The sequence below is a fragment of the Brevibacterium sp. Mu109 genome (assembly GCF_900169375.1).
GTDB lineage: Bacteria > Actinomycetota > Actinomycetes > Actinomycetales > Brevibacteriaceae > Brevibacterium > Brevibacterium yomogidense_A.
In genome coordinates this window covers 53,521-69,651 of sequence record NZ_FXZF01000009.1, presented here as the reverse complement: position 1 = coordinate 69,651, position 16,131 = coordinate 53,521, and the positions used below count along the sequence as shown (strand labels likewise).

Annotated in this window: 15 protein-coding genes; 10 read left to right on the top strand and 5 right to left on the bottom strand. The window is 70.1% G+C overall.

Annotated elements, in window-relative coordinates:
• The first annotated feature begins 127 nt into the window (after positions 1–127).
• A complete protein-coding gene (locus tag BSP109_RS07230; RefSeq protein WP_101599844.1) occupies positions 128–1,441 on the top strand; it encodes an MFS transporter in 1,314 nt (437 codons plus the stop codon).
• Positions 1,442–1,533: 92 nt separating this feature from the next.
• On the opposite strand, the gene BSP109_RS07225 is transcribed toward BSP109_RS07230, so the two are convergent.
• The 3 genes from BSP109_RS07225 to BSP109_RS07215 form a co-directional block, all read right to left on the bottom strand.
• Complete coding sequence (locus BSP109_RS07225) at positions 1,534–2,001, bottom strand: SRPBCC domain-containing protein (protein ID WP_101599843.1); 468 nt, start codon at positions 1,999–2,001, stop codon at positions 1,534–1,536.
• Between the two features lie 5 nt (positions 2,002–2,006).
• Positions 2,007–2,357 carry a helix-turn-helix transcriptional regulator gene (locus BSP109_RS07220; protein WP_087006373.1) on the bottom strand — a complete coding sequence of 117 codons (351 nt, stop codon included), beginning with the start codon at positions 2,355–2,357 and terminating at the stop codon, positions 2,007–2,009.
• 132 nt (positions 2,358–2,489) lie between these two features.
• Positions 2,490–2,954 (bottom strand): OsmC family protein, encoded by a 465-nt coding sequence (locus tag BSP109_RS07215; RefSeq protein ID WP_179207096.1) that lies wholly within the window; start codon positions 2,952–2,954, stop codon positions 2,490–2,492.
• A gap of 229 nt (positions 2,955–3,183) precedes the next feature.
• Between BSP109_RS07215 and BSP109_RS07210 the strand changes: the two genes are divergently transcribed.
• From BSP109_RS07210 to BSP109_RS07180, 7 genes are all read left to right on the top strand, one after another.
• A complete protein-coding gene (locus tag BSP109_RS07210) occupies positions 3,184–3,972 on the top strand; it encodes a methionine ABC transporter ATP-binding protein (protein ID WP_087006367.1) in 789 nt (262 codons plus the stop codon).
• 13 nt (positions 3,973–3,985) lie between these two features.
• Positions 3,986–4,657 carry a methionine ABC transporter permease gene (locus tag BSP109_RS07205; protein ID WP_101599842.1) on the top strand — a complete coding sequence of 224 codons (672 nt, stop codon included), beginning with the start codon at positions 3,986–3,988 and terminating at the stop codon, positions 4,655–4,657.
• Between the two features lie 32 nt (positions 4,658–4,689).
• Positions 4,690–5,484, top strand: a complete 795-nt coding sequence (locus BSP109_RS07200) for a MetQ/NlpA family ABC transporter substrate-binding protein (RefSeq protein ID WP_101599841.1) — start codon at positions 4,690–4,692, stop codon at positions 5,482–5,484.
• A gap of 219 nt (positions 5,485–5,703) precedes the next feature.
• Entirely contained in the window at positions 5,704–7,260 is a 1,557-nt protein-coding gene (locus BSP109_RS07195) for a long-chain fatty acid--CoA ligase (protein ID WP_308297907.1), read from the top strand.
• 5 nt (positions 7,261–7,265) lie between these two features.
• Positions 7,266–8,543, top strand: coding sequence for a beta-ketoacyl synthase (locus BSP109_RS07190; protein WP_101599888.1), 1,278 nt, complete (start codon positions 7,266–7,268; stop codon positions 8,541–8,543).
• The gene (locus BSP109_RS07185; RefSeq protein ID WP_101599839.1) at positions 8,540–9,736 is read left to right on the top strand and encodes an acyl-CoA dehydrogenase family protein; all 1,197 of its coding nucleotides are present in this window, start codon (positions 8,540–8,542) and stop codon (positions 9,734–9,736) included. The genes BSP109_RS07190 and BSP109_RS07185 overlap by 4 nt, the downstream gene beginning before the upstream one ends.
• Before the next feature lie 58 nt (positions 9,737–9,794).
• Positions 9,795–10,661: an SDR family NAD(P)-dependent oxidoreductase gene (locus BSP109_RS07180; RefSeq protein WP_101599838.1), complete on the top strand. Its 867-nt coding sequence runs from the start codon at positions 9,795–9,797 to the stop codon at positions 10,659–10,661.
• Positions 10,662–10,772: 111 nt separating this feature from the next.
• Here BSP109_RS07180 and BSP109_RS07175 read toward each other — a convergent pair whose 3' ends face one another.
• Positions 10,773–11,783 carry a LysR family transcriptional regulator gene (locus tag BSP109_RS07175; RefSeq protein WP_101599837.1) on the bottom strand — a complete coding sequence of 337 codons (1,011 nt, stop codon included), beginning with the start codon at positions 11,781–11,783 and terminating at the stop codon, positions 10,773–10,775.
• Positions 11,784–11,918: 135 nt separating this feature from the next.
• Between BSP109_RS07175 and mmsB the strand changes: the two genes are divergently transcribed.
• Positions 11,919–12,830: a 3-hydroxyisobutyrate dehydrogenase gene (mmsB, locus tag BSP109_RS07170; RefSeq protein ID WP_101599836.1), complete on the top strand. Its 912-nt coding sequence runs from the start codon at positions 11,919–11,921 to the stop codon at positions 12,828–12,830.
• Between the two features lie 214 nt (positions 12,831–13,044).
• On the opposite strand, the gene BSP109_RS07165 is transcribed toward mmsB, so the two are convergent.
• A complete protein-coding gene (locus BSP109_RS07165) occupies positions 13,045–13,881 on the bottom strand; it encodes a YggS family pyridoxal phosphate-dependent enzyme (RefSeq protein WP_101599835.1) in 837 nt (278 codons plus the stop codon).
• 195 nt (positions 13,882–14,076) lie between these two features.
• Between BSP109_RS07165 and BSP109_RS07160 the strand changes: the two genes are divergently transcribed.
• The gene (locus BSP109_RS07160; RefSeq protein ID WP_101599834.1) at positions 14,077–16,113 is read left to right on the top strand and encodes an NHL domain-containing thioredoxin family protein; all 2,037 of its coding nucleotides are present in this window, start codon (positions 14,077–14,079) and stop codon (positions 16,111–16,113) included.
• The last annotated feature ends 18 nt before the right edge of the window (positions 16,114–16,131 follow it).

The following is a 16,131-nucleotide window of genomic DNA, read 5'->3' as shown; positions in this document are numbered from 1 at the left end:
TCTGCAGACGGCATCTGCAGATTCGCAGGGCGCGGGCTGACTCCTCTCTGGGAGTGTCGCCTGAATCCTTGCACTGCGGGCCGCATGCTGGGTGACGTACGGCACACGAGTGGGCGACGCGGCTTCGATGGCTGGAACGGTCGTCGAATGGTGCGAGTTCTTCCTCTATGCGTCCGCCGCGACGCTGGTCTTCAACCACATCCTCTTCCCGCAGTCGGACAACCCGTTCGACGCGGTGCTGCTGGCCTTCGGGTCCTACGCGGTCGGCTTCATCGCACGGCCCGTGGGCGGCATCGTCTTCGGCCACTTCGGTGACAAGTACGGTCGCAAGGCCCTCCTCCAGTTCTCGATCATCCTGGTGGGCGTCTCGACCTTCCTCATGGGCTGCCTGCCCACCTTCGATCAGATCGGCTACGCCGCTCCGGTCATCCTCGTGCTGCTGCGCCTCATCCAGGGATTCGCCGTGGGCGGCGAGTGGGGCGGCGCAGTCCTCCTGGTCGCTGAGCATTCGCCGCCGAAGGACCGCGGGTTCTGGGCCTCCTGGCCGCAGTCCGGCGTGCCCCTGGGCAATCTGCTGGCGACGGGGGTCCTCTTCGTCCTCACCGCGGTCCTGTCCAACGAGGCATTCCTGTCGTGGGGCTGGAGGATCGGCTTCTGGCTGTCCGCCGTCATCGTCATCATCGGCTGGTACATCCGCACCCGCGTGTCCGATGCCCCGATCTTCCAGGAGGCGCACCAGGAGATCCACGAGGAGGATGCGGGCTACGGCGTCGTCGAGGTCTTCAAGCGCTACCCCCGCGGAGTGTTCAGCGCGATGGGCCTGCGCCTGGTGGAGAACATCCACTACTACCTCGTCGTCACGTTCTCCATCACCTACCTGTCGATCCAGGTGGGCATCGACAATGCGGAGATCCTGGGGCTCCTCCTGGGCGCCCACGCGCTCCACGCGATCATGGTGCCGTTCATCGGCAAGCTCACCGACATCGTCGGCCGCAAGCCGCCGTACCTGATCGGCATCCTGCTGACGGCGACCTGGGGATTCTTCGCCTTCCCGCTGTACGACACGGGCGACGCGCTCCTGATCTTCATCGGCATCCTCGCGGGCCTGATCTTCCACGGGTTCATGTATGCGCCGCAGCCGGCGATCATGTCGGAGATGTTCCCCACCCGCATGCGCTACTCCGGTGTGTCGCTGGGCTACCAGGTCACGGCGATCGTGGCCGGTTCGTTCGCCCCGATCATCGCGACCGCTCTGCTCAGCGCAACGGGTTCGTCGATCCCGATCGCCATCTACCTGGCCGTCGCCGCTGCGATCTCGCTGGTCGCGCTGTACTTCACGAAGGAGACCCGCGGCGTCGACCTCATGGACGTCGACCGGGTGGACTCCGAATCCCGTGCCGCCCGTCGTCACGGCAGGCTCGAGGAGCACCCGGGCCGGTGAGGTCCTGACCCTGCCCGCGGTGCGCACTGAGGCGCCGGTCACCCGAGGGGTGGCCGGCGCCTCAGTGCGCGCGGTGTGGGGACTTCGCGGCTTCAGCCCGGCAGTTCACCGCGGAGGTGCCGGTCCAGGTTGGTGAGCGCCTCGTCCCAGCCGTCGTGGACGAAGCCGTCACCGGGGTGCCCCGCGATCCCGCGCAGGTGGAGGACGAGCTCCGTCTGCTCGCCCTGCGGGCTGAAGGTGAGTGTGATGACGGGAGCGCTCTCCACGGGCGTGTCCGGCTCGCCCCACGTGAAGACGAGCCGGTCCTGGGGGAGGACCTCGAGGAACTCGCCGCCGGTCGGGAACTGCTCACCGGTCTCGTCGTTCGTCATCGTGTAGCGATAGCGGCCGCCCGCGCGGACGTCGAACGCCACGGAATCGGTCGTGACCCCGAACGGACCCAGCCACTGGGCGAGTTCGGATTCGTCGGTCCACGCCCTCCAGACGAGGTCTCGTGGTGCGTCGAGGGTGCGGGTGATCGAGAATTCGGGGATCTGATCGGTGCTGTCTGCGGTGGTCATCGTGCTCACTCCTGAACATCGTCGTTCGTTCTCGCTGTCATCGCCTCGAGGTGGTGCTCGAGTGCGTCGAGGCGAAGATTCCAGTCGCGGCGCTGCTCCTCGACCCATGCCGCGGCGTCGCCGAGCGGCTGGGCCTCCAGCGACAGCGTCCGCCACTGGGCCTTCACCGTGCGCGTGACGAGACCCGCGCGCTCGAGCACCTTGAGGTGCTGTGAGATCGCAGGCGCACTCATGTCGAACGGTTCGGCCACCTCGCCCACCGTGGCCGGTCCCTGTGCCAGGCGACTGAGGATCTCCCGGCGGGTGGGATCGGCGAGTGCGGCGAAGATGAGGCTGAGGCGGTCTGTGGCTGCCATTGAAGCAACTCCTTCATGAAGGAATACCTTAACTGTAGACCCGGTCGAGGTCGGGGTCAAGGGGTGATCGTCTGTGGCGGCGGTGGGTGGCGCTAGGTGGCACTGGGCGGCACTCGGCGGCCCTGGGCGGCCCTAGGCGGAGGAGTCGGGGGAGTCGGGGGAGTGCGGCTCTGCCACGACCGTCGCCGTGCCCCGGCCGCTGAGCAGCTTCGAGATGGGGCACCGCGCGTGCGCGGCGGCGGCGAGCCGGTCCGCGGACTCCGGATCGGCGCCGGCGAAGGACACGAAGGCCGTCGGGGTGAAGGCGAACCCGGGTCCGGAGGCATCCTCGTGCAGGGTGACCTCGACCCGGACCGTCACATCGCGACCTGGTGCGACGATGCGGGCGCTCCCGGAGAGGCAGGTCGCCCACGCGAGGGCCAGGAGCTCTTCGGGATTCGAGGGGTGGTCTCCCGGCTCCGGCGATTCCGGCGGCGGGCTGAGGAGGGGCGAGCGCACCGCGACGCGCCACCCGGTGTCCGTCACGCTCTCGCCGTCAGAGCCGGTCCGGTTGACCGCGGTCGCGGTGTACAGCACGGGCTGCGGGTCCTCGGTCATTCGACGTCCTCTCCCCGGCCGCAGCTCTGCGTGTGAGGCGGCAGGTCCGTCCATCGAGGGTGTGCGCAAGCTAATACCCGCACCCCCTCCACGGTGGTCACGACCACCATAGACTGCTGGGGTTGCCATGAAGATCCAAGGGAATTCACACGCGCCCTGAAGCCGGTCTTCCTGCGTGCCGCCCCGTGCGGGCACGCAGCCCCGCGAGCACGCTGGAGAACCCCGCCCCATGTCCGACCGCCCCGCACCGCCCGGCACGAGCTCGGCAGACGAGCGTGCGCCTGCCGCGAGCAGCCCTGCAGTGGACCTGCGCGGTGTCACGAAGCGATTCGGCTCAGTCACCGCACTCGATGACGTGACGCTCGCGATCGAGCGGCAGGAGATCTTCGGAGTGCTGGGTGAGAGCGGGGCGGGGAAGTCCACGCTGCTGGAGCTGCTGGGAGCGCTCGCCCATCCGACGGACGGCACTGTGCTGCTGGACGGGGTGGACCCGTCGACGCTGTCCCCGCGGCAGCTCAACCGGCTGCGGCACGGGATCGGCACCGTCTTCCAAGGCTTCAACCTGCTGGGCAATCGCACGGTCCGACAGAACATGGAGCTGCCGCTCACGATCCAGCGGCGCAGCGATCCGGAGCTGCTCGCCTCACTGCTCGCCTTCGTCGGGCTCGAGCACCGCGGCGACCACTATCCGGCGCAGCTGTCCGGCGGGGAGAAGCAGCGCGTCGCGATCGCCCGTGCACTGGCCACGCGGCCCTCCGTGCTCCTGGCCGACGAACCGACCTCCGCCCTCGACACCTCGACGACGGCGGACATCCTCACGCTCCTGCGCAGCGCGCGCGACGAGTACGGCACCACCATCGTCGTGGTCACCCACGAGCTCGACGTGGCGAAGGCGATCTGCGATCGTGCGGCGGTCTTCGAGCGGGGGAGGCTGCGCGAGACGCTGACGGTGAACAGTCGACGGCGAGACGCGGACGGCAGCTACCTGGAGCACGCGCGGAAGGCGCTCACGGAATGACGGAGGTGCGCGCGTGAACGAGATCCTCGACGTCTTCGCGGAATCCGGCGACAAGATCGTCGAGGCGCTCGTGGAGACGGGGTACATGGTGCTCGCCGCCATCGTCGCGGCGGTGCTGCTGGGCCTGCCGCTGGGCACCCTGATCTTCCTGACGCGGCGGGGCGGCCTCGTCGAGAACCGCGGCGTCTGGATCGTGGCGGAGCTCTATGTCACGATCGTGCGCTCCTTCCCGTTCCTGCTGTTCGTCGTCTTCATGATCCCGGTGACGCGGCTGGTGTTCGGGACGACGTTCGGGACGACCGCGGCGTCCTTCCCCCTGGCCTTCGTCGCGATCGCGATCTACGCGCGCCTGGTCGAGCAGATCCTGCTGGAGCTGCCCAGCGGCATCCTCACCGCGGCCCGATCCATGGGCGCGAACATCTGGCAGACGGTGACGAAGTTCCTCTACGTCGAGGCCCGCTCCGGGCTGGTGTACGCGCTGACATCCGCGACGATCAGCTTCGTGTCCTACTCGACCGTCCTGGGCGTCGTCGGCGGAGGCGGGATCGGCGACTTCGCGCTGCGCTACGGCTACCAGGAGTACCAGTTCACCCTCATGTACACGGCGATCGTCCTCACGATCGCCGCCGTCCTGGTCCTGCAGACGGCAGGCCACCTGATCTCCCGCGCTCTCGACAAGCGATGACCGACCACCGCACTCACGAAGGAAATGACACCATGACCCGTCGCACGCTCCTGCCCGCCGCAGCGCTGACCGCTGCCGCACTCACCCTGTCCGCCTGCGGTGCGGACGGAGGGGGCGGCACGACCACCCTCCAGGTCGCCGCCGCCACCCCGCCGATGACGGATGTCGTCGAGGCGGCCGCCGAGGCGATCGGCGACGGCTACGAGATCGAGATGATCGAGGTCGCTGACTACGTGCAGCCCAACGCGATGCTGGCGGCCGGGGAGATCGACGCGAACTTCGTCCAGCACATCCCGTTCATGGAGGAGTTCAACGAGGGCAACGACGCGTCGCTGGTCGGCGTGCAGCCGGTCTACCTGACGGCCGTCGCGTTCTACTCGCAGGAGCTCGATTCCATCGACGAGCTGCCCGACGGCGGACACGTCACGCTCCCGGCGGACAGCTCGAACCTGGGGCGCGCGCTGCAGATGCTGGCGGAGGAGGAGATCGTCACCCTGGATCCCGCAGCCGAAAGGTTCGAGGCCGGCATGGACGACATCACGGAGAACCCGCGCGATCTGGAGTTCGTCCAGGTCGAGCTGCTCCAGGCGAACGCCGCCTACGAGGAGTCGGACGCGGTGTTCAACCTGCCCGCCTTCGCGAATCAGATCGACCTGAGCCCGTTCGAGGACGGTCTGACCTTCGAGGAGGACCAGCAGTTCGCGGTGACGCTCGTGTCCCGTGAGGACAACCAGGACTCCCCGGAGGTCGCCGCGCTCAAGGAGGCCTTCACGAGCGAGCAGGTGGTGGCGGTCCTCGAGGAGTTCGAGAACACCCCGGCGTTCTGAGCGGCGGGATGCGCGTATCCCACCCTCTGAAGGTGAGCTGAGGGACAGCTGAGGCGGCTCCTGAGGCGCCGCGTGACGGACTGCACCCTGCTGTGTCCGTCAGGCTCCCTAGACTGGGCGGTGTCCGTGCGGCACCAGACGCACCCGCACGGCTCACCACCCGGCCCGGTGGCGAAGTCCATCCGGGACGGTCGACGATGAGGGGGTCCGCACGTGCCGATGACGCAGGCGATGCTGGAGACGGCCGCGCAGCATCCCGACCGGCCGGCGATCGTCGGTGAGGGTGAGAGCCTCACGTACCGCGAACTCATCGCCGACTCCTCTCGCCTCTTCGCCGTCGTCGGCGGCCTCCACCGCGCACAGGCTGATCCGCCGGCACCCGCCGCGGAGACCCGCGGGATCCCGATCGCGGCCATCAGCGCGGAATCGGCGTTCGCGACCGCCCGCTTCGTCGTGGGACTCGCGGGGTTCCGGGCGGTGTCCGCGACGATCGATCCGCGCTGGCCGCTCGAGCACCGCGTCGACGTCGTCCTCACGACGGGGATCGGCCTGGTCGTCACGGACACCGACGATCTGGCCCCCGCGTTGGCGCAGCGCGGGTGGACGGGGACCGTGATCGGCCTCGACGACTTCACCCGCCGCATCGACGGGCTGCGCGGGGCCCCGACCGGCCCGCCCCTGGAGCGGCCTGCGGTCCGCGACGGGGACGAGGCGTTCCTCATGCTCTTCTCCTCCGGCACGACGAGCAACCCGAAGGCGTTCCTCAAGACCCGCGACCAGTACCGGGCGAACGCGGCGGTCTCCACGGCGCACCTCGAGCCGTTCGCAGGCGTCGCGACGCTGGCCCCCGGGCCGGTCTCCTACAGCCTCACCCTCTATGCGGTCGTCGAATGCATGGCCACGGGCGGCAGCGTGCACGTCGCCGACGGGTTCGACGCGCTCGCCCTCGCCCATCGCATCGACGACGAGGCGATCACCCGCGTCGTCGTCGTGCCGGCCGTGGTCCGCGCGCTGACAGACGCAGCCCGCCGCGCTCCCGAACGCTTCGCGCGCCTCGACCTGGTGGTGACCGGCGGGGCGAACCTGCCCGCGTCGATCCGCGCAGGCCTCGCCGACGTGCTGCCCCACGTGAGGCTCATCAGCTACTACGGCGCCGCAGAGATCGGCTTCATCGGCGACAGCCGGGACGGCGACGGGACGCTCATCAGCATCTACGACGGCATCGGCGCACAGATCCGGGAAGAATCCGGGGACCTGGCACCCGACGGGGAGATCGGCACTCTCTGGATCCTCGCGGCGGCATGCTCCGCGGGCTACCTCGCGGGCACGACCGACGAGGTCCTGGTGGGCCCGGACGGCTGGGCGTCCGTCCACGACCAGGGCCGGATCGTCGACGGACGGCTGGAGCTCGTGGGCAGGGCCGGGGACATCGCGATCACCGGCGGGCACAAGGTCGCTCTGCCCGAGGTCGAACGCGCCTTCGACGACCTCGTCGGCCTGAGAGACGTGTGCGCTGTGCCCCTGCCGGATCCCGCGCTGGGCACCGTGGTCGCACTGGTCATCGAGGCCGGGGCTGGTGAGGGGCCGGCGGGCTCTTCGGCGAAAGCTGCTCTGACGAAGGACGTCCTGCGCGAGCACGCCCAGGAGCGGCTCGCGCCCCAGTACGTGCCGCGGCGCTGGTTCCGGGTCGATGCGCTGCCCCGCACCGTGGGCGGCAAGATCCGCAGACCGGCGACGCGAGACCTCGTGCTCGAGGGGAAGGCAGAGCGGCTGTGACGGAGATGCGGCGCGTCGTGGTCACCGGGCTGGGTGCGATCACACCCAGCGGGAACAGCGCAGACGCGCTGTGGGAGGCGGCCCGCGCCGGCCGCAGTGCCATCGGCGTGCTCGAGGGTGAGGAGTTCGCAGATCTGCCGGTGCGGATCGGCGGCCAGGTGCGCGACTTCGACCCCGAGGCGCATCTGCCGCGCGCACTCGCCCGTCGCCTCAGCCCGGTCCAGCAGTGGGCGATCGCCGCAGCGGACCAGGCGGTCGCGCAGGCGACCACGGCCTCGGGAGCGGTGCCGGTTCCAGGGGACCTGCCGTGGGATCCGCAGCGCCTCGTCGTCCTCGCCGCCACCGGATCCGGCCCCGTCGACGCGATGCAGGCCGCGACGCGCGCCTATGACGCGGGCGGGCCCCGGTCGGTGCCGCTGACGCTTGCGATCTACGGTGCGCCCGATGGTGCGGCGGCCCTGTTGAGCCACCGGTACGGCGCGCTCGGCACGTCGCACGGCGTGAGCGCGACGTGCGCGTCCGGCGCGGTCGCGCTGGGGGACGGGCTCCGCCTCATCCGGCACGGGTACGCGGACGCGGTGCTGGTCGTGGGGATGGAGGACTGCCTGGGCCCGGTGAACCTGTCGTCGAACGCGAACCTGCGAGCGCTCGCTGCGGGATGCGAGGACGACCCGGCTTCCGCGAGCCGCCCCTTCGACCGGGACCGGTCCGGTTTCGTCATGTCCCAGGGCGCTGCGGTGATCCTGCTCGAGGCCGAGGACACCGCCCGCGGTCGCAGCGCCGAGGTCCTGGCTGAGCTGGCGGGCTTCGGCGCCTCGAGCGATGCCCACCATCCGACCGCCCCGCACCCTGAGGGCCGCGGTGCGGCGCTGTCGATGCGCGTCTGCCTCGCGGATGCAGGGCTGGGGCCGGAGTCCGTGGACCATGTGAACGCCCACGGCACCGGCACGCCGGCCGGGGACGACGCGGAGGCGACGGCTCTGTCCGACGTGCTGGGGCCTCGGGCGCGGGAGGTTCCGGTCACGGCGACGAAGTCGACGACCGGGCACCTGCTGGGAGCCGCCGGCGTCGTCGAGGGGATCCTCGCGATCCGCACGCTGAGGGACGGACTCATCCCGCCCACCCTCAACCTGGACGATCCGGAGTTCGACCTCGACGTGGTGCGCGGCGAGGCGCGGCGGGTCGACGTGCGCACGGTGCTGTCGACGTCGTTCGGCTTCGGCGGGCACAACGCGGCGGTCCTGTTCACGCATGGAGAGAGACACGAGGAGGAAACACGATGACGGATTCGCATGAGGCACCGGCGGCTGCACGGGAGGCGCGGCACGAGCAGCTCGCGCAGACCTACCTGCCCGATGACCTGCTGGAACGGTTCCGGGGGAGGGCGGCCGACTATGACCGGGAGAACGCCTTCTTCTACGACGACCTCGAAGAGCTGAAGGCGTCCGGGTACCTGCGGCTCTTCGTGCCGGAGTCGATGGGCGGCCCGGGTCTCACGCTGCACGAGGTCACGCGACTGCAGCAGCGGCTGGCGACGGCGGCACCGGGCACCGCGCTGGCGGTCAACATGCACCTCATGTGCACGGGTGTCGTCCACGCGATGGGGGCGCGCGGGGACCACTCGCTGGACTGGGTGCTCGAGGAGGCCCAGGCCGGTGAGGTGTTCGCATTCGGGATCAGCGAACCGGCGAACGACTGGGTGCTGCAGGGGTCGAACACGCAGGCCCTGCCGCAGGACGACGGCGGCTACCTGCTGAGCGGCGTGAAGATCTTCACCTCCCTCACCCCGGTGTGGACGCGGCTGATCGTGCACGGGCTCGACACCTCTGATGCCGCGGAACCGCGGCTGGTCTACGGGTTCCTCGATCGCAGTGCCGACGGGATCAAACCCTCCGATGACTGGGACGTCATGGGGATGCGTCCGTCCCACAGCCGCGCGACGATCCTCGACGACGTGCGGATGGAGCCGGAGCGGGTGGCCAGGCGCATCGAACCGGGTCCCGTGCCGGATCTGCTCACGTTCGCGATCACGAGCAACTTCCAGCTGCTCATCGCATCCGTCTACGCGGGTGTGGCGCAGCGGGCGCTGGAGCTGGGGGCGGAGGCGCTGAAGAAGCGGAAGTCCGCGAAGAGGGGCGTGTCCTACGCCGAGGTGCCGGAGACGCGCGTGCGCCTGGCCGATGCGCACATGGACTACCTGGCGGTGCCCGCGCAGCTGGACTCCTACACGCGGGACTTCGATGAGCTCGCCGACCACGGGGCGGGCTGGCCGCTGCGGCTCGTGAGTGCGCGGATCAACGCGTCGCGCGCGGCGCGGAGGACCGCGGAGGCCGCACTCATGTGCTCCGGTGGAAGCGGATTCGGCAACGGGAACGAGATCAGCCGCGTGTTCCGGGATGCGACTGCCGGGCTCTTCCACCCGCCCAGCGAGGACGCGGCCCGGCCGATGTACGCGGCAGCGCTGCTGGATGAGTGAGGTTGCTGGACAGGTGAGTGGGGGCGTGAGGGCCCGCTCCTGACGTAACGTGGGTCACATGAGTGAACTGCTGACCAACCGCCGCGCCCTCGTCACGGGCGGAGCCTCCGGGATCGGCCGGGCCGTCGCGCTCGCCTTCGCCGCAGAGGGGGCCCACGTCATCCTCGCCGACCGGGACGGGGACGGTGCACGCGCGGTCGCCGACGAGATCGCGGAAGCAGCAGGCGCGAGCCGCGCGGATGCCGGTGAGACGGGTGGCCCCTACCGCGACGCGGCGCCTGCGGCGGCCGGCACGACGGCCACGGCGAGAGTCAGCACCGCGGAGGTGTGGGAGGTGGACCTGGCGGACACCTCGGCGCTGGAGGAGCGGTTCCGCGGCTCACCGCTGGACGTCGACATCCTCGTGAACAATGCAGGCATCCAGCGGATCCATCCGCTGGAGGAGTTCCCGCTGGAGGAGTGGCGGTTCATCCAGACGCTCATGCTCGAATCGCCCTTCGTGCTCACGAAGGCGGCGCTGTCCGCGATGTACGAGCGCGGGTGGGGCCGCATCATCAACCTGTCGTCGGTCCACGGGATCCGCGCGTCCGCGTTCAAGTCCGCGTACGTCGCCGCGAAGCACGGGCTCATGGGGCTCATGAAGACGACCGCACTGGAAGGCGGGCCCAAGGGCGTCACCTGCAATGCGATCAATCCCGGCTACGTCATGACGCCGCTGGTGGAGTCGCAGGTCGCGGACCAGGCGACGACCCGCGGGATCAGCGAGGACGCAGTGCTGGAAGAGGTCTTCCTGGAGCATTCTGCGGTCCCGTCGCTGCCGGGGGCGGAAGACGTCGCCGCGATCGCCGTGCTCATGGCGTCGGAGGCCGGTCGGGCGATCAACGGCTCCGGGTACTCGATCGACGGGGGCTGGTCCGCGGAATGAGTGCGTTGAGTGAGTGGAGAGAGAGTGCGGAGTGAGTGAGGCGCCGCCCGTCGTGCCGAGCGGACATTCCAGCACATTGAGTCGTCACTCCTGCACACGAAACGGGGCTTCTCAGTGCTGAATTGATGACTCAGTACGTGCTGCTGAGGGGAGGCCGTCGCGCAGAGCCAGCAGGACCTGTTCGACGGCGGGACGGCGGAGGACCTCCGGGCGCACCGCCGCCCAGTACTCCATCGGCCGTGAGAAGGCCGGGAGGACGCGCACCAGGGTGGGGTGGGTGGGACCGCCCGGACCATCGTGAGTGCGACCGGCGCGACCGGCGCGATGTTCGCCGCGGTCCGCCGGAGCCTCCTCGACGGCGGTGGTGGGAAGCAGGCCGATCCCGACGCCCAGCTGCGTCGCACGCACGTGCAGATGGACCTCATTGGAGCGGAAATGGCCCGCAGGCTGGGGCAGCCCCTCCGTCGCGTGTGCCAGATCCTCGACGCTCAGCGAGTGCTCCGGATAGTAGATGAGGCGGTGCGCTGACATCTGGGCGAGCGACTCCGGCTCCCCGTTCTCCTCGATGTACTCCTGCGAGGCGAAGAGGCCCAGCGAGTAGTGCCGGAGGAACTGTGCGATGGACTGCGGGGCGTCCGGACGCCCGACCACGACCTCGATGTCCACCCCCGACCGGTAGCGGCGCGCCCGCTGGGTGGCTGTGAGGACCTCCACCTGCAGCCCGGGGTGCACCCGCTGCAGCTGCGCGAGGACCGGCAGCGCGAACCAGTCGGCGTAGCCCGCGGGTGCGGCGAGGCGGACCGTTCCGGTCAGCGCATCAGCCGCTTCGTCCCGACCCGTCGTGGAGGCGGCGGAGGAGAGCGCGGCCTCCACGGCCTCGGCGGCGGGCAGCAGTCGACGACCGCGAGGGGTCAGCTCCCACCCGTCGGGGGAGGCGGCGAGGACGCGCTCGCCCACCGCCTTCTCCAGTGCCGCGATCCGGCGGGACACCGTCGTGTGGTTGACGCCCATGCTGGTCGCGGCGGCCGTGTACTTGCCCAGGCGCGCGACGGCCAGCAGCGCGAGGAGATCATCCGGTGCGATGCGCAGGCTGGGGGAGGGGTGTGCGTGCGGGCTCGTCATGTCCGCATGCTATCTGCACACACGCACACCATCGGTGCGCAACCTGCGAGCGGTCGTGCTCTGCGCCGCTGCTCGGCGGGGAATAGGCTGGTGCCACGCACATCACATCTCGTATGCATCTTGCAAGGAGGCAGCATGGCACACATCGGTTGGATCGGGCTCGGGAATATGGGCCACCCCATGACCAAGAATCTCATCGCCGCGGGGCACACGGTCACCGGCTATGACGTCGTCGAGGCCGCGATCACGGCCGCCGCTGCGGACGGGGTCACCCCCGCAGCATCCATCGCCGAGGCCGTCGTCGGCGCAGACGTCGTCTTCACGATGCTGCCCAAGGGTGAGCACGCCCGCACCGTGTACCTCGACGCGGACGGTGTGCTGGACTCTGCGAAGACGTCGACGCTGCTGGTCGATTCGTCGACGATCGACTTCGACTCCGCACGGACGCTCCACAAGGAGGCCCGCGAGCGGGGCTTCCGCTTCCTCGACGGCCCGGTCTCCGGCGGCATCGGCGGCGCGCAGGCAGGGACGCTCACCTTCATGCTCGGCGGTGACGAGGACGCGGTCGCCGAAGCCAAGCCGATCATCGAGGTCATGGCGGGGAACATCTTCCACGCCGGCGGCGAGGCGGCAGGCCAGGCGGCGAAGATCGCGAACAACATGCAGCTGGCGATCAGCCTGCAGGGCGTCGTCGAGGGCGCAGTCCTCGCGCAGCGCTTCGGCCTGGATCCCAAGGTGTTCTTCGACATCGCATCGGTGTCGTCGGGCGATTCGTGGCCGCTGCGCAACTGGTACCCGGTCCCCGGCGTGGTCGAGACCTCGCCGTCGGAGCGCGAGTTCGCCGCCGGCTTCTCCACGATGCTCATGCACAAGGACCTGGGCCTGGCGCTCGCCGGTGCAGAGTCGCAGGGCGTCGACCTGCCCGCGGCATCGCTCGTCCACGAGAAGCTGCAGCAGCTGATCGATGACGGCTGGGGCAATTACGACACGTCGATCCTCATCCGCAACGTCGACCCTGAGTCGAAGGGCCTCCCGAAGGAGAAGTGACGGGCTGACGAGCCGTTGGGCCGACTGGCGAGACGCGGTCCGGCGGGGGGCCTGTCGTGGCCGGCTTGAAGCCAGCACGCTCGCAGCCTCCACACCCAGAGCCATAGCCACCAACTTTCATCAGACCGCACAGGAAAGAAGTTGTGCGGTCTGATGAAAGTTGGTGGCTTCTGCTGGTTGTGAGGGCGAGAGGCGGTCCGGCGGCAGCTGGAGGTCAGCCCCGCGCACCGAAGATCGTCGAGCCGACGCGGACGATCGTCGCGCCCTCCTCGATCGCCAGGGCGTAGTCCGCGCTCATCCCCATCGAGAGATCCGTCGCACCCTCCGGCAGCACCCCTGTTTCGCGGAGGCGCGCGGACAGCTCCCGGAGCTCCGCGTAGGACGGGCGGATCTCCTCGTCGCTCGTGCCGGGGAAGCCGATCGTCATGAGGCCGCGGATCCGCAGGTGGGGGAGCTCGCGGACCTGCTCCGCGAGTTCCTCCGCTGCATCCGGCGTCACTCCGAACTTCGAGTCCTCCCGTGACGTGTTCACCTGGAGAAGGACGCCGAGCAGGGGTGCGTCTGCGGCGGCGTGCAGCGTCCCCGGGGCCTCGGTGACGAGCGCCTCATGACCCTCCGCTGCGAGAGCGGCGATCCGGTCCGACAGCTTCTGCGCGACCGCGAGGCTGTCGATCGACTGCACGCACACGGCACCCGCTCGCAGGGTGTGGTTCACCTTGTTCCGCTGCAGCGGGCCGATGAGGTGGGGCTCGTGGGGGATGTCCGCGAGCTCGGGGGCCTTCGCCTGCAGCTCCTGCACCCGGTTCTCGCCGATGAGCGTGTGTCCCGCCTGAAGCGCGACGCGGATGCGCGCAGCCGGCTGCGTCTTCGTCGCCAGCATGACCCGGACGGCTTCGGGATCGTCGTGGGCGGACTCCGACGCGGTGCGGACATTTTCCGTCACCTGTGCCAGGCGCTCGCGGATGGTGCGGGCGTCGTCGCGCGCGGCCTCCTGCGGAACGGCGCCCTGTGTGGCGGCGGATGAGGCATCGGGTGCGGTCTGGTCACTCATGCCGTGATTGTCTCAGAGTGCGCGCACGCCCTGTTGAGACCTCCACGTGCAGCGAGTACCGCGGCGCCGCGACTGGCCCCCGGGCGTGTGCCAGCCCCCTCGTACAGTCGCCGGGAACACGGGAGGCGGCGCGCATGTTCCCTCGTGTGACACGCGCGCACCGCGCGGATGCGCGCAGATGGGAGAATCACCGGCATGACCGCTCAGCAGAACACCTCCACACAGGCCGAGGTCCCCGCCGCGGCTGCCGCTCCCGGGACTGCCACCGCGACGGCGCCTCCCGCCCGGAACGGCATCCGCCTGCGCGCCCCGGAGCTCACCGGCCGCCGGTGGATCAACACCGGCGGGGAGGACCTCACACTCCAGGACCTGCGCGGCAAGATCGTGCTCCTGGACTTCTGGACCTTCTGCTGCATCAACTGCCTCCACGTGCTGGACGAGCTGCGTCCGATCGAGGAGAAGTACGGCGACGTGCTCGTGACGATCGGCGTGCACAGCCCCAAGTTCGAGTTCGAGCGGACAGTCGAGGCCGTCGACCAGGCAGTCGAGCGCTACGGCGTCGAGCACATCGTCCTGGACGATCCGGACCTCGTCACCTGGCAGGCCTACACCGCGCGCGCGTGGCCGACGCTCACGCTCATCGACCCGGAGGGCTACATCGTGGCCTCGATGTCCGGCGAGGGCCATTCCGCGGGTCTCGCATCCCTCATCGAGGAACTGGCCGCTGAGCACGAGGCGAAGGGCACGCTCCACCGCGGCGACGGCCCCTACGTGCCGCCGGCACCCGTCGAGCGCGACCTGTCCTACCCCGGCAAGGTCATCCGCCTCGCTGACGTGCCCGGCCACGAGGGGAACCTCCTCGTCGCGGACTCCGGCCACCACTCGCTCGTCGAGTTCGACCCCAACGGCACCCGCATCCTCCAGCGCATCGGCACGGGCGTGCGGGGACGCACCGACGGAGCGGACGACACCGCACAGTTCTCCGAGCCCGGCGGGATCACCGAACTGCCGCGCGATCTCGCCGACGCCGCCGGCTACGACCTCGTCATCGCGGACACCGTCAACCACCTGCTGCGTGGCGTGCGGCTGGGTGCACCCGGCGAAGCGGCCGTCGTCACGACGCTGGCCGGCACCGGCGAGCAGTTCATGGTGGGCGCGCACGACAACGTCACCGACAAGCCCGGAGCGCAGGCGCCGTTCGAGGAGCCCGGCACCGCGATCAAGCTGTCGAGCCCGTGGGACGTCCTCTGGTCCGCGGAGTCGGAGCGCGTCGTCATCGCGATGGCCGGCAACCACACGATCTGGGACTTCGACCCTCGCACCGGCGTCGTCCGCCAGCTGTCGGGCACGATGAACGAGGGGCTGCGCGACTCCGCCTCCTCGGACGAGCCCGCGTGGTACGCGCAGACCTCCGGCCTCGCCCCCGCGGCAGACGGGACGATCTGGATCGCGGACTCGGAGACTTCGGCGCTGCGCCGCCTCGACCCGCGCGACGGCACCGTCACCACACAGGTGGGCGTGGGGCTCTTCGACTTCGGATTCCAGGACGGCCCCGCAGCGGAGGCCCGCCTCCAGCACCCGCTGGGCGTCGCCGAACTGCCCGACGGGTCGGTCGCGATCGCTGACACCTACAACGGCGCGGTCCGCCGCTACGACCCGCTGACGAAGACCGTGAGCACTCTGGCGCGCGGCCTCGCGGAACCGTCCGACATCCTCGTCGTCCTCCCCGAGCACGCGGAGGGTACGGCCGCCGACGCCCGCGAGGCTCACCTGCTCGTCGCCGAATCCGCGGCGCACCAGCTCACCGCCGTGTCGATCCCCGCGGAAGCGCTCGTCGTCGCAGAAGGCGCGCAGCAGACGACGCGGCCCGCGACGACCATCGGCGATGGCGCACTCGAGATCGAGGTCGGCTTCACCGTGCCGACCGGGCAGAAGCTCGACGACCGGTGGGGCGATCCGACGCACCTGCAGGTCTCCTCGACCCCGCCGGAGCTCATCGCCTCCGGCGCCGGCGGCCAGGACGGCATGTCGCGGTCACTGACGCTGAACCCCGAGGTCCGCTCCGGCGTCCTCCACATCACCGCGCGCGCGGCGTCGTGCGATGGTGAGCCCGGCGGTGAGATCCCGCTGCATGCGGCCTGCCACCTCTACCAGCAGGACTGGGGCATCCCCGTCGAGCTGGAGGCCGGGGGAGACGACGTGCTGCGGCTGGACCTCCGCGGCACGAACTGACGAGGCTGCTGGGCTGAC

Excerpts from the sequence above, each read along its gene's own strand:
- BSP109_RS07230 (WP_101599844.1), top strand. The coding sequence starts at position 128 with ATGGCTGGAACGGTCGTCGAATGGTGCGAGTTCTTCCTCTATGCGTCC.
- mmsB (WP_101599836.1), top strand. The coding sequence starts at position 11,919 with ATGGCACACATCGGTTGGATCGGGCTCGGGAATATGGGCCACCCCATG.
- BSP109_RS07165 (WP_101599835.1), bottom strand. The coding sequence starts at position 13,881 with ATGAGTGACCAGACCGCACCCGATGCCTCATCCGCCGCCACACAGGGC.
- BSP109_RS07160 (WP_101599834.1), top strand. The coding sequence starts at position 14,077 with ATGACCGCTCAGCAGAACACCTCCACACAGGCCGAGGTCCCCGCCGCG.
- BSP109_RS07190 (WP_101599888.1), top strand. The coding sequence starts at position 7,266 with ATGCGGCGCGTCGTGGTCACCGGGCTGGGTGCGATCACACCCAGCGGG.
- BSP109_RS07220 (WP_087006373.1), bottom strand. The coding sequence starts at position 2,357 with ATGGCAGCCACAGACCGCCTCAGCCTCATCTTCGCCGCACTCGCCGAT.
- BSP109_RS07210 (WP_087006367.1), top strand. The coding sequence starts at position 3,184 with ATGTCCGACCGCCCCGCACCGCCCGGCACGAGCTCGGCAGACGAGCGT.
- BSP109_RS07175 (WP_101599837.1), bottom strand. The coding sequence starts at position 11,783 with ATGACGAGCCCGCACGCACACCCCTCCCCCAGCCTGCGCATCGCACCG.
- BSP109_RS07185 (WP_101599839.1), top strand. The coding sequence starts at position 8,540 with ATGACGGATTCGCATGAGGCACCGGCGGCTGCACGGGAGGCGCGGCAC.
- BSP109_RS07180 (WP_101599838.1), top strand. The coding sequence starts at position 9,795 with ATGAGTGAACTGCTGACCAACCGCCGCGCCCTCGTCACGGGCGGAGCC.
- BSP109_RS07215 (WP_179207096.1), bottom strand. The coding sequence starts at position 2,954 with ATGACCGAGGACCCGCAGCCCGTGCTGTACACCGCGACCGCGGTCAAC.
- BSP109_RS07200 (WP_101599841.1), top strand. The coding sequence starts at position 4,690 with ATGACCCGTCGCACGCTCCTGCCCGCCGCAGCGCTGACCGCTGCCGCA.
- BSP109_RS07225 (WP_101599843.1), bottom strand. The coding sequence starts at position 2,001 with ATGACCACCGCAGACAGCACCGATCAGATCCCCGAATTCTCGATCACC.
- BSP109_RS07195 (WP_308297907.1), top strand. The coding sequence starts at position 5,704 with ATGACGCAGGCGATGCTGGAGACGGCCGCGCAGCATCCCGACCGGCCG.